We start from the raw sequence: 12,636 nt of genomic DNA, 5'->3' as shown, positions 1-12,636 counted from the left end.
ACAAACAGGACGGATTTTGCAGTAGGCTTGAATGGCAGTTTCCCCGGCAGAGGGAAACGCGCTGTCCCCTTGTGTGTAAACCATCGACCCATGGGCCTTCGGGCTCTCCAGTGAGGTTTACCATGCGCATCACTTCTGAACTCATCTGTCAGGCCGCCGACCAGCTCAAGGGTTTTGTCGGCTTGAATCGCAAGACCGGCCAGTACATCGTGCGTTTCAGCGAAGACTCCTTCGGCATGGATGTGGCCGACGACGGGATCATTCCGGCCAGTGAATTCGTCTGGCTGCCAGCCGGGCAGGAGGCCATGTGCCTGGCACGGGAACGGATCCAGCTGCTGCTGGACCAGAATATCGACGAGCGGATCAATATCTCCGAGCCGCTGCGGGTGTACATGCGGCGGGTGGAGATTCCGCAGATCGCCGCGTTGCGCCAGGTGGTACCGGGCTGACGCAGCGCACCTGTCGGCTCAACGATCGAAGCGATAGGACCGCTCGACCTTGCACACACGGGTATGGCACGCCTCGTACCAGGTCGAGCGGCCTCGCTCGCGAATCTCACTGTGCTCGGCATGCTGTTTCCAGGCGAGGATTGCCGCTTCGTCCTGCCAGTACGAAACCGTGATGCCCAGCCCGTCATCCCCGCGTGCCGATTCGACGCCGAGGAAGCCTGGCTGGTCGCGGGCCAGTTCCAGCATGCGCTGGGCGGCCTCGGCATAGCCCAGGTCGCCTTCGGTGCGCAGGGAGGTGAAGATCACCGCGTAGTAGGGCGGTTGGGGTGTGGCGGCAATCATGACTGTACTCCGGCGCAGGCCACGAGGAACGCGCTGACCAGCGGCGGTACGTTGCCTTGCAGAGCGGCGCGTTCCGGCTGGAAGAGCGTGGCGACAAAAAACGGATGATTCACGAGTTCAATGGCTCGCAGTTCACCCAGGCTGTCGTGGCCGCCTGCCTGCAAGTCACCATCGAGCAGGGCGGCCTCGAAGGCCGGGTTGATGCCATAGCGGCAGTGATAACCCTCGTGGGTCTGCTGGCCTGCGTAGGCGCTGGCGATACGTGAACCCTCGACCAGGCGGATGCCGTCACTGGCTTCCACCAGGGCGCAGCTCAACGGCGAGATGACCGCGCGCGGCGAGTCCGGCGCCTCTTCGCCGTGCTCCGCGTCGTCCCAACCGAGCACATGGCGGGCATATTCGAGAAGTGCATACTGGAAACCGGCACAGGTACCGAGATAGGGGCGTCGCTGTTCACGGGCGTGGCGAATGGCGTGCAATGCGCCAGCAAGGCTGCGATAGGGACTGGCGGGCACGCACCAGATACCGTCGAAAGCGGACAGATCGGTTGCCGCATCGATGCTGTCGGTCGCCAGCCAGTCAGCCTGCACAGGTAGGTCGGCGGCCCTGGCAGCCAGTTGCAGGGCCAGGGGGATGGCCTGGTGGGCGACCACCTGGGGGTTGTGGTCACCGACCAGGGCAATCTTCAGGGCAGGGCGCAGATCCATGGGGTTTTCCTCCGGCGTGACGGTCTTTGCGCCGGACTATAGATCTGCATTCTTGCAAGCAAAATAGGCATTTGCTCAAGTGAACAATGCCGCGCTGCAATCATCCCCTGAAGGGGAGTCTTGGCTCAATGCCCCCTGTCGTTGGCGAACATGCTCACCGCCTGCACGGCATTGCTCGCCCCGTCGCGGATCTGCAGGATCACCGTGCCGGCCTCGTCCGCCAGGCCGACGCCCTTGGACGCCCGGTCGCGGGTGCCGTTCATGCTCTGTATGGCTTGCTGCGTTTCGTTCTGGATCATGCCGATCATGTTGGAGATCTCGGTGGTCGAGCCGCTGGTGCGCGCTGCCAGCAGGCGCACCTCGTCGGCCACCACGGCGAAACCGCGGCCCTGTTCGCCAGCCCGGGCGGCCTCGATCGCGGCATTGAGGGCCAGCAGGTTGGTCTGGTCGGCGATGCCACGAATGGTGTTGACGATGGCGGTGATCTGCTCCGAACGCTCGCCCAGCTTGGCGATCAGGGTCGATGAGCCTTCGATGTTGGAGGCGATCTCGCGCATTTCGGTAGCGGCCTGCTGGATCACCTCGGTGCCTTGTTCGGCGACCTTACGGGTCTCCACCGAGATGTGATAGGCCTGGCTCGCGCTCATGGCGTCCTGGGTGTGTTTTTCTTCGCGCCGGGTCACGTCCGAGGCGAACTTGACCACTTTGCACAGTTTGCCGCTGGCGTCGTAGACCGGGTTGTAGCTGGCCTCCAGCCAGACGCTCTGGCCGCGTTTGGTCACGCGTTCGAACTGGCCGCTGAAGAACTCACCCTGGTTCAGCCGGCGCCAGAAATCCTGGTAGTCGCTGCTCCCGACAGTGGCCGGGGTGCAGAAGATCCGGTGGCTCTTGCCCTGGATTTCGGCCTGGCTGTAGCCCATCAGGTTGAGGAAGTTCTGGTTGGCGCAGATCACCGTGCCATCGGGATTGAACTCAATGGCGGCCATGGCCCGGTCTATGGCCTGCAGTTTGCCGTTGGCCTCACTTTCCTGCTGGATCTTGGCGGTGACGTCCATCGCGTACTTGACGATGCTCACCGCCTTGCCGCTCTCGTCGCGGATCGGATTGTAGCTGGCCTCCAGCCAGACACTCCGCCCGTCGGCGGCGACCCGCTCGAAGGTGCCGGATTCGAACTGCCCGGCCTTGAGGCGTGACCACAGCTGGCTGTATTCGGCGCTACGGGCATAGGTCGGGGAGCAGAACATGCGGTGGGGTTGGCCGACCACCTGGTCCTGGCGGTAGCCCATGGTCTTGAGGAAATTGTCGTTGGCCCGCAGGACCGTACCGTCAAGGTCGAACTCGATGACGGCCATGGAGCGATCGATGGCGGCAAGCAGATGGGCTTGTTGGTCAATGGTTTGCTGCAGGTCGTGCAAGGCTTTCTTATGATTGGCAAAAAACATGGCGTGAACTCGGAGAGAGGGGAGGTCTATCCCTTTCGAGGCCCGGCAGCCCCTGGTAGGGACGATGCCGGTGGCCAGCGTTCCATAGATGGCACTTTGCCTTGCATACTTATACAAAATTGACCGAAGTTGTACAAGAATTCGCCGTACGGTTTTTGCGGCAGTCGAGTGGTGGTCAGGCGGAGCTGGCCAGGCACTCGCTGGATGAGGCGACGTTGCCTGCGTCGACGCAGGTGACCTTGTTGCGACCGGAGTTCTTGGCGATGTACAGGGCCTTGTCGGCTTCGTTCAGCCAATCTCCGGCGTCCTTGAAGCTGGCACGGAAGGGGGCCAGGCCGATGCTCAGGGTCACACGCAGTTCCGGTATTTCCTCACTGCGGAAATTGCTGAAAACCTGGCGCAGGCGTTCCATGATCTCCCGGGCCTGTTCCAGCGACATGTCTGGCAGGATGACGCAGAACTCGTCACCGCCATAGCGCCCGGCCAGGTCGTTTTGGCGCAGGTTGGCCTTCAGGTCGCGGCTCAACTGGCGCAGTACGCTGTCGCCGATCAGATGGCCGTAGCTGTCGTTGATGGTCTTGAAATGGTCGATGTCGATCAGCGCGATCGCCGCCTGGTACTGCGTCTGCCGGCATTTGTGAAACTTGATCTGCAGCAGGTCCTTCCAGGTGCCGTGATTGAGCAGCCCGGTCAGGCTGTCGGTACGGCTCAGGGCGCTCAGGGCCCGCTTGTGATCGGCGAGCTTGATTGCCACCTTGAAGCTGCCCATGCCGATGACCACTGGGTAAAGGATCATCACGGGTAGGCAGGCATAGATCTGTATCTGGGTGGTCACCGCGTTGAGCGCCGGAGTGAAGATCAGCCAGGAGATGAGGATGCCCAGCAGTTGGGCGAGCAAACCCTTGAGCATCAGCCGCGGGCCACCGGCAGCGACATTGTGCATGGTCATCAGTGCGAGCATGTTGACGGTGACCAGCGGGTTGAACTGGATGGTCGCTGCCCAGAAACCGCCCATCAACGAATCGACCAGGATATTGCGCCGTTCCGCCTGATAGGGGTAGTTGGAACCCCGTGCGACCCGGTATGCCAGGTGGGGCCAGATCAGGGCATTGAGCACCAGCAGGCCCCAGATCCATACCGGCAGCGACAAGGGGGCGAGTGCAGCGATGATGCTTAGAGAGCCGACGCCGACGCCTACCATGCGGGGCAAGTAGATGCGTCTGGCAAACGATTGCCCTTTGCCTCGATGGATTTCCATAGGTTTCTGAGTCACTTATTTCTTTATTGAACACAGGCGATGTGTTCTACACGGAACGGCTGTTCGTCGGATAAGCAGGATGAATATTGTCGAGGATTACGTAAAGAATAATCAGTGTCCTTCCGGGCCATTTCCAGGATTTGGAAGGTGATTTGATCATTTGTGTCGGCTACTTGGCTATTTCGTAGCCGGAAAGGAACAAATCCAGCGCCGATTCCAGGACGCGTGTCTGCTCCGGGGCATCCAGCGGTGGTTGCCCGAGGGTGATTTGCGGCCAGAAGGCGAAGGCCTTGAGCAAGCCGTAGATCTGGTGGGTGGCGAACTCGGGATCGACCGCCTTGAATTTGCCATCGGCCTGGGCATCGCGGATCCACTGCTTGAAGCCGTGCTCCTGGTTGGCCAGGCGCGAGACCATATCCTGGGCTCGTTCGGGCGCATGGATAGTGGCGGCGATTGCCACCCGCGCCAGGTCGAGGAAGTTGCTATCGTTGAACAGGCGCATCTTGCGTGCGAGCAGTTCGCGCAATTGTTCGCGCAGGGAGCGTTGCGCGTGGTAGGTCAGGTCTTCCTGAGCAGCGCTGCTGGCCCACAGGCGATTGAGAATTTCGGCGAACAGGTCTTCCTTGCTCTGGAAGTGGTTGTACACCGTTCGCTTGGATACCTCGGCCTTGGCCGCGATCCGGTCCATGCTGGTTACCTCGAAACCGTCGGCGCGAAAGGCTGCAATAGCGGCGTGGATGATGGCTTCGCGTTTACGGTCGGTGAGGCGCAGGGGGGCGGTCATGGGCAGGCTTCAGCAGGTTAAGAAAAGTTACACTCGGCAGTTTACTTGCCGAGTGCTTTGGCGCAAGCTAGAAACTACACTGTGTAGTGTAGTTCATTTCTGCAACATCATCCGATCAAGGTTCGCCCGAGGCGGCCAGCGATCATCCAGCACCTGAGCGTGGGAACTCCTTCGGGTTCCTGGGAGTCACCCTGTCATGGCCATTCGTTCGCGCACTTTCGATAAACCCTCGTCCTTGAAAGAGCAGGGCGCTTTTCGCAACCTGGCGCCAACACCCCATGGTGGCCTGGGCAAGACCCTGGGCATCTTCTGGCGAATGACCTTCCAGAAACCGCGCAACACCCGTCCGGCGGGCAGCGTGCCGGTTCAGGCACTGACGCGCGAGCAACTGCTCGCGGCTCCTGATTTCAGCGTATTCCGTCTGGGTCACTCAACCTTGTTGCTCAAGCTGCAGGGCAAGTTCTGGCTGACCGACCCGGTGTTCTCCGAGCGGGCGTCACCCGTGCAATGGGCTGGGCCGAAGCGCTTTCACCAGCCGCCCATCAGCCTGGAAGAATTGCCACCGATCGAGGCGGTGATCCTTTCCCACAATCACTACGATCACTTGGACCACCAGGCGGTGCTGGCGCTGGCTGACAAGACCAGGCACTTTCTGGCCCCCCTGGGGGTTGGCGACCAGTTGGTCAAGTGGGGGATCGCCCCGGAGAAAGTGCAACAGCTGGATTGGTGGGAGGAGACGGCCGTCGATGGCATACGTTTCGCCGCCACGCCGTCGCAGCATTTTTCCGGGCGGACGCTGTTCGACAACAACCAGACCCTGTGGGCGTCCTGGGTGATGATTGCCGGCGATGTGCGAATCTTCTTCAGTGGTGACAGCGGCTACTTCGACGGCTTCAAGCAGATCGGCGAACATTATGGTCCGTTCGACCTGACCCTGATGGAAACCGGTGCCTATAACGTCGACTGGCCTCATGTGCACATGCAGCCTGAACAGAGCCTGCAAGCGCACCTGGACCTCAAGGGACGTTGGCTGTTGCCGATTCATAACGGTACGTTCGACCTGTCGTTCCATGCCTGGTACGAACCGTTCGAGCGTATTCTGGCGCTGGCCTGGGATAGCAACGTGTCCATCACCACCCCGGCCATCGGTGAAGCCTTCAACCTGATGCAGCCTCACCGTGGGCGTGCCTGGTGGTTGGAAGTGGAGCAGGCCTTGGAGAGCGAATCTGCTCTGAGCCCTCGCTAAACCCTCCAGGGACGGCAGCCTTGATCTGACTCGTTCACTCGATCAGTTCGTAGTCCTGCCGTTCAATCGGGTCGGGTGTAGTCCCCCGGATGTTCATCCCGCGACCGGGGGCGAATCCAGGGAAAAATACCAGGCCTTCGGCTTCGAAACGAAAGGCCAGGGCCAGCCGGGTGACATCCCGCAGAACATCCCCTTTCTCGAAGCGTTGTACGGCTTCAACCGAAACGCCCGACTCCTGGCTCAATCGCTCCCGGCTCCAGCCCAGCATCACCCGGGCCTGCTTGCAGTGCAGCGGGGTGAATTGGTGCAGGACCATACGTTCGACGGTAGTACTCATCACATAATTGGCGGCTTGGCTGGACATGGCGCTCTCCAGGATTGATCGGCTGATTTTAAAATACTGTGTTTTTGTACAGTTGTTTTCGGGCCGGATCAAAGGATTTTTCGGCAATCCGACTATCGGTAGTCGGTTGGGGCGCAGAGGCCTTGGCAGCGTCGTGGTGATTTCGCGAGCTCACAACCTTGCTCGCCCACAAAGGACGAAACCGCCACATCCGCTGGACGCGCAAACGGATATGCACCCAAATCCCATAAAAAAAGCCCTGACCAAGTCAGGGCTTCCAGGGCAGCGATCCAAGCCAGGAACGAATCAGTCCCAGCTCAACGCACCACCGGTCTGGTACTCGATCACACGGGTCTCAAAGAAGTTCTTCTCCTTCTTCAGGTCCATGATCTCGCTCATCCATGGGAACGGGTTGGTCGTCCCTGGATACTCTTCCTTCAGACCGATCTGCGACAGGCGACGGTTGGCGATGAACTTCAGGTAGTCTTCCATCATCGCCGCGTTCATGCCCAGTACGCCGCGAGGCATGGTGTCACGCGCGTATTCGATCTCCAGTTGGGTCCCTTGCAGGATCATCTGGGTCGCTTCTTCCTTCATCTCGGCATCCCACAGGTGCGGGTTCTCGATCTTGATCTGGTTGATCACGTCGATACCGAAGTTCAGGTGCATGGATTCGTCGCGCAGGATGTACTGGAACTGCTCGGCGACGCCGGTCATCTTGTTGCGACGACCCATGGACAGGATCTGGGTGAAGCCGCAGTAGAAGAAGATACCTTCCAGCACGCAGTAGTAGGCGATCAGGTTGCGCAGCAGTTCCTTGTCGGTTTCGACGGTGCCGGTGTTGAACTGCGGGTCGGAGATCGAGCGGGTGTACTTCAGGCCCCAGGTGGCTTTCTTCGCGACCGACGGGATCTCGTGGTACATGTTGAAGATCTCGCCCTCATCCATGGCCAGCGATTCGATGCAGTACTGGTAGGCGTGGGTGTGGATCGCCTCTTCGAAGGCCTGGCGCAGGATGTACTGGCGGCACTCGGGGTTGGTGATCAGGCGGTACACGGCCAGCACCAGGTTGTTCGCCACCAGGGAGTCGGCGGTGGAGAAGAAGCCCAGGTTGCGCATGACGATGCGACGCTCGTCGTCGGTCAGGCCTTCGGGGTTTTTCCACAGGGCGATGTCCGCGGTCATGTTGACCTCTTGCGGCATCCAGTGGTTGGCGCAGCCGTCGAGGTACTTCTGCCAGGCCCAGTCGTACTTGAAAGGCACGAGCTGGTTGAGGTCGGCGCGGCAGTTGATCATGCGCTTCTCATCGACCGCGACACGGGCCGATGCACCTTCGAGTTCAGCCAGGCCTTCGGCGACGTCGAGTGCGTCGAGGGCAGCCTTGGCACGGATGATCGCGGCGGAGTCGCTGGCGGTCACGGCACGGGCTTCGAGGGCGGCGGCGCCGCCGGCGCTGTCCAGGCGATCGAGGGTGGCTTCGCTGGCCTGGCCGGTCTTGCTCTCTTTCTCTACTACTTCGCCGTCTTCTTTGTCGAATTCGTCCCAGCTCAGCATGACGTGTCGTCTCCTGCGTGAGGGCCTGGCGCCCGTGTGAAAACCCTGATGGTCGGTTTTTCACACGACACGGTGGCCGCGGTGGATATAAGGAATCGTTTCTTGCCCTGGCTGTGCAGGCAAACAACGGAAATTTGTACGGGGGCCCTCGAAGGGCGGATGGCGCTGGGGGTGACGCCTGTTCCTGCAGCGATGCCAGCGTGAGAACGCTACCCTGCAAGGGAATGTTGCAAGCCCGTTTTACCGGGACATTATAAGGGCTTTTTGCTGTCAGTGGTGTGACGGATTCTGCCCTTGCCCGTGCTTTTTCGGACATGGCTCGGGTTTGCAGGGCTTTGGCGGCAAAAGATTTTTTTGCTGGGAGGGGGATCGGCGACGAGTGGCATTCGGCCCCGGGTAGGATGCCAGCGTGGAGGCGATTGCGGTGTCGATACACCATTGCCGCAGCCGCAAGAATCGCTTCCTGCGGCAGGCGCTTTTCAATGCGGGCGATCAGCCGTTGGAACAACCATTACCCATTACACGATATTCCATGACATGCCGGGCACCTTGGGAATCTTCATAAACCATACGTGCTGGTACAACTTCGCAAACTTCCGGTATTTCACTCATGGAGATAACTTTGTGAATGTCCGGATGCAGGGAGTAGGTATATTCCTCTACCGGCAGATTCTGGCTGGCTACATCGGTCGCCGCCTCGTCGGCCATGGCTGTGGCGCACAGGCTGCTGAGGACTAAAGCGGCAAAAAGTTTCATCGGTTCACCTATTGACGGTCGTGTGGGGGCACGCGGCCCTTGTGGGACCACGTGTGAAGCTCTGGAAAGTTTGAATTCGAATTAACGGCCTTCGTGGGGGCTGTCGCTGGTTAATTCGTTGCCTTAGTTGGCGAAGTTGATTTTAAGAGTGCGCAAAACATTCATACAGGTCGTCTTTTGATAAAGACTATTGACAAAACCTGTAACAATCGTCGAAAAACGTCCTGTCCCGAGATATTTTCCATGGGCCGGAAAGCGCCACAGGCAGCGTGCTTGAGCCTTGTAGGCAGCAAATCTGACGTTTTGTAGGGCTTTGTTACTACCATCGTCGAATGGTCCACCAGCGTCAGCCCGGCTACAACAGGGCCATAAAACAACAACTATGTCACCGAGGTAAGAAAGATGAGTGCGGCTTCCCTGTACCCCGTTCGCCCTGAGGTTTTGGCCAATACGCTGACCGACGAGGCAACCTACAAGGCGATGTACCAGCAGTCGGTCGTCAACCCTGATGGCTTCTGGCGCGAGCAGGCCCAGCGTCTTGACTGGATCAAGCCTTTCACCACGGTAAAACGGACTTCCTTCGACGACCACCATGTCGATATCAAATGGTTCGCTGATGGCACCCTGAACGTCTCCTACAACTGCCTGGATCGCCACCTGGCCGAGCGCGGTGATCAGGTCGCAATCATCTGGGAGGGTGACGACCCGGCCGAGTCACGCAACATCACCTATCGCGAACTGCACGAGCAGGTCTGCAAGCTCGCCAACGCCCTGCGTGGCCAGGATGTCCATCGCGGCGATGTGGTCACCATCTACATGCCGATGATTCCCGAGGCCGTGGTCGCCATGCTGGCCTGCGCGCGGATCGGCGCGATTCACTCGGTAGTGTTCGGTGGCTTCTCGCCCGAAGCCCTGGCTGGCCGGATCATCGACTGCCGCTCGAAGGTGGTGATCACCGCTGACGAAGGTATTCGTGCCGGCAAGAAGATCCCGCTCAAGGCCAACGTCGACGACGCCCTGACCAACCCGGAAACCAACAGCATCCAGAAGGTCATCGTGTGCAAGCGCACCGGTGGCGACATCAAGTGGAACCAGCATCGCGACATCTGGTTCGAAGACCTGATGAAAGTGGCGGGCAGTGTCTGTGCGCCAAAAGAGATGGGCGCCGAAGAAGCCCTGTTCATCCTTTATACCTCCGGCTCCACCGGCAAGCCAAAGGGTGTGCAGCACACCACCGGCGGCTACCTGTTGTATGCGGCCCTGACCCATGAGCGCGTGTTCGATTACCGTCCGGGCGAGGTCTACTGGTGCACCGCCGACGTCGGCTGGGTCACCGGCCACAGCTACATCGTCTACGGCCCTTTGGCCAATGGCGCGACCACCGTGCTGTTCGAGGGCGTGCCGAACTATCCGGACATCACCCGGGTGGCGAAGATCGTCGACAAGCACAAGGTCAATATTCTCTACACCGCGCCGACCGCGATCCGCGCGATGATGGCCCAGGGTTCGGCAGCGGTCGACGGTGCCGACGGCAGCAGCCTGCGCCTGCTCGGTTCGGTAGGCGAGCCGATCAACCCGGAAGCCTGGGACTGGTACTACAAGAACGTCGGCAAGTCGCGTTGCCCGATCGTCGATACCTGGTGGCAGACCGAGACTGGCGGCAACATGATGAGCCCGCTGCCAGGTGCCCATGCCCTCAAGCCAGGCTCCGCAGCCCGTCCGTTCTTCGGTGTGGTGCCGGCGCTGGTGGACAACCTGGGCAACATCATCGAGGGTGCCGCCGAAGGCAATCTGGTGATTCTCGATTCGTGGCCGGGCCAGGCACGTACCTTGTACGGCGACCATGACCGCTTCGTCGACACCTACTTCAAGACCTTCCGCGGCATGTACTTCACCGGCGACGGTGCCCGTCGCGACGAGGATGGCTACTACTGGATCACCGGCCGCGTCGACGACGTGCTCAACGTTTCCGGTCACCGCATGGGCACTGCCGAGATCGAAAGCGCCATGGTTGCCCACCCGAAAGTCGCCGAGGCGGCCGTGGTGGGGGTGCCGCACGATATCAAGGGGCAGGGCATCTACGTCTATGTCACTCTCAACAGCGGCGAGGAACCGAGTGAAGCGCTGCGCCTGGAACTGAAGAACTGGGTGCGCCGGGAGATCGGGCCGATCGCTTCGCCGGATGTCATCCAGTGGGCGCCGGGCCTGCCCAAGACCCGTTCGGGGAAAATCATGCGGCGTATCCTGCGCAAGATCGCCACGGCGGAATACGACGGGCTGGGTGATATCTCGACCCTGGCCGATCCAGGTGTGGTGCAGCACCTGATCGATACCCACAAGACCATGAACGTCGCCTGAGGCAATCGGGTTTAACGAGCCCCGTCCGGCAGTGAGCCGGGCGGGGCTTTTTCATTCAGGGGCGGGGCTGGCGGACGAATGAGTGAAAAGAGATAAATATCGGTTTTTCCTGTAGGTCATTTCTTGTTGTTACCCAGCCGGCTTCAAGTAACCAAATATGTCACCTGGCGCCCGCTGCCGGGGCATAGGGAAACGCTTTTGCTCATTTTGGGGTGACGATATCGGTCGAAAAGATCGTTGTCGCACACTGCACTTGCCGTAATAGAAGGCTTTGCGAATAATAGGCCCGCAATTTGCAGCATGGATCGGTTGCCCTTCTTTTGCCTGTGCATGAATTTCATGGGCTGTCAATGTGCCGGGTCGGCATTCTCTATGCTTCTGTAATTACTTGTCGCATTGAGGAAATATCGACTTCGGGCCTGTCGTTAGAATGCCGATCACTCGCTGGTCGTTGTGCATGGACCGCTGCCCAACCGGCCCTCGCAGGATGCGGCGCCGTAATCCCTGTTCACCCTTCGCATATTGGGCTCGCGCTCACTCTGCCGTTTTTGCCCTTTACCGATGGAGTCCTAAGATGAAGAAACTCGTGCTTCTTGGCGCCCTGGCACTGTCCGTGCTGTCGCTGCCTACATTCGCCGATGAAAAGCCTCTGAAAATTGGTATCGAAGCGGCCTACCCTCCATTCGCCTCCAAGGCTCCGGACGGCAGCATCGTCGGTTTCGACTACGACATCGGCAACGCCCTGTGCGAAGAGATGAAGGTCAAGTGTGTCTGGGTCGAGCAGGAGTTCGACGGCCTGATCCCGGCGCTGAAGGTCCGCAAGATCGACGCGATCCTGTCGTCGATGTCGATCACCGACGACCGCAAGAAGTCTGTCGACTTCACCAACAAGTACTACAACACCCCGGCCCGCCTGGTCATGAAGGAAGGTACCGTGGTCAGCGACAGCCTGGCCGAACTCAAGGGCAAGAAGATTGGCGTGCAGCGTGGTTCGATCCACAACCGCTTCGCCGAGGAAGTGCTCAAGCCATTGGGTGCCGAGGTCAAGCCTTACGGTTCGCAGAACGAGATCTACCTGGACGTGGAAGCCGGTCGCCTGGACGGTACCGTGGCTGATGCGACCCTGCTGCAGGACGGTTTCCTGAAGACCGACGCCGGCAAGGGCTTTGCCTTCGTGGGCCCGCAGTTCACCGACGTCAAGTACTTCGGTGACGGCGTGGGGATCGCCGTGCGCAAGGGCGACACGGCCGATCTGGACAAGATCAACGCCGCCATCGCCGCGATCCGTGCCAATGGCAAATACAAGCAGATCCAGGACAAGTACTTCGACTTCGATATTTACGGCAAGTAAATCTCGCTAGCTCGTCCGAAATGGCGCAAGCAACAGGATCCCTGAG

The 12,636-nt window shown here is 59.9% G+C and carries 11 protein-coding genes and 2 pseudogenes; 4 read left to right on the top strand and 9 right to left on the bottom strand.

The window, feature by feature from the left end; translation table 11 throughout:
• Positions 1–122: 122 nt before the first annotated feature.
• On the top strand, positions 123–449 hold the full coding sequence (locus tag AC6I6U_RS30015; RefSeq protein ID WP_497879556.1) for a DUF2025 family protein: 327 nt from the start codon (positions 123–125) through the stop codon (positions 447–449).
• 18 nt (positions 450–467) lie between these two features.
• Here AC6I6U_RS30015 and AC6I6U_RS30010 read toward each other — a convergent pair whose 3' ends face one another.
• The 6 genes and pseudogenes from AC6I6U_RS30010 to AC6I6U_RS29985 all read right to left on the bottom strand — a co-directional run bounded on the left by AC6I6U_RS30010 (position 468) and on the right by AC6I6U_RS29985 (position 4,982).
• Complete coding sequence (locus AC6I6U_RS30010) at positions 468–791, bottom strand: antibiotic biosynthesis monooxygenase family protein (RefSeq protein WP_497879555.1); 324 nt, start codon at positions 789–791, stop codon at positions 468–470.
• A complete protein-coding gene (locus tag AC6I6U_RS30005; protein ID WP_497879554.1) occupies positions 788–1,498 on the bottom strand; it encodes a CTP synthase C-terminal region-related (seleno)protein in 711 nt (236 codons plus the stop codon). The genes AC6I6U_RS30010 and AC6I6U_RS30005 overlap by 4 nt, the downstream gene beginning before the upstream one ends.
• A 125-nt stretch (positions 1,499–1,623) precedes the next feature.
• Positions 1,624–2,058: pseudogene (locus tag AC6I6U_RS30000) on the bottom strand (methyl-accepting chemotaxis protein); the annotation flags it as partial.
• A 117-nt stretch (positions 2,059–2,175) separates the two neighbouring features.
• Positions 2,176–2,940, bottom strand: a pseudogene (locus AC6I6U_RS29995) (PAS domain-containing protein); the annotation flags it as partial.
• Positions 2,941–3,115: 175 nt separating this feature from the next.
• A complete protein-coding gene (locus AC6I6U_RS29990; protein WP_497883136.1) occupies positions 3,116–4,198 on the bottom strand; it encodes a diguanylate cyclase in 1,083 nt (360 codons plus the stop codon).
• Positions 4,199–4,367: 169 nt separating this feature from the next.
• On the bottom strand, positions 4,368–4,982 hold the full coding sequence (locus AC6I6U_RS29985; RefSeq protein ID WP_497879553.1) for a TetR/AcrR family transcriptional regulator: 615 nt from the start codon (positions 4,980–4,982) through the stop codon (positions 4,368–4,370).
• A 196-nt stretch (positions 4,983–5,178) separates the two neighbouring features.
• Between AC6I6U_RS29985 and AC6I6U_RS29980 the strand changes: the two genes are divergently transcribed.
• A complete protein-coding gene (locus AC6I6U_RS29980) occupies positions 5,179–6,228 on the top strand; it encodes an MBL fold metallo-hydrolase (protein ID WP_497879552.1) in 1,050 nt (349 codons plus the stop codon).
• Between the two features lie 34 nt (positions 6,229–6,262).
• Here AC6I6U_RS29980 and AC6I6U_RS29975 read toward each other — a convergent pair whose 3' ends face one another.
• The 3 genes from AC6I6U_RS29975 to AC6I6U_RS29965 form a co-directional block, all read right to left on the bottom strand.
• A complete protein-coding gene (locus tag AC6I6U_RS29975; protein WP_497879551.1) occupies positions 6,263–6,592 on the bottom strand; it encodes a helix-turn-helix domain-containing protein in 330 nt (109 codons plus the stop codon).
• 285 nt (positions 6,593–6,877) lie between these two features.
• Positions 6,878–8,125 (bottom strand): ribonucleotide-diphosphate reductase subunit beta, encoded by a 1,248-nt coding sequence (locus AC6I6U_RS29970; RefSeq protein ID WP_497879550.1) that lies wholly within the window; start codon positions 8,123–8,125, stop codon positions 6,878–6,880.
• A gap of 492 nt (positions 8,126–8,617) precedes the next feature.
• Positions 8,618–8,881, bottom strand: coding sequence for a DUF2790 domain-containing protein (locus AC6I6U_RS29965; RefSeq protein WP_497879549.1), 264 nt, complete (start codon positions 8,879–8,881; stop codon positions 8,618–8,620).
• Between the two features lie 402 nt (positions 8,882–9,283).
• On the opposite strand from AC6I6U_RS29965, the gene acs reads away from it, so the two are divergent.
• Entirely contained in the window at positions 9,284–11,239 is a 1,956-nt protein-coding gene (gene acs / locus AC6I6U_RS29960; RefSeq protein ID WP_497879548.1) for an acetate--CoA ligase, read from the top strand.
• A gap of 574 nt (positions 11,240–11,813) precedes the next feature.
• Positions 11,814–12,590, top strand: a complete 777-nt coding sequence (locus AC6I6U_RS29955) for an ABC transporter substrate-binding protein (RefSeq protein ID WP_497879547.1) — start codon at positions 11,814–11,816, stop codon at positions 12,588–12,590.
• The last annotated feature ends 46 nt before the right edge of the window (positions 12,591–12,636 follow it).

This window comes from Pseudomonas sp. UTLPPB19802 (assembly GCF_059730225.1).
This window is presented reverse-complemented; position numbering and strand designations above follow the sequence as displayed.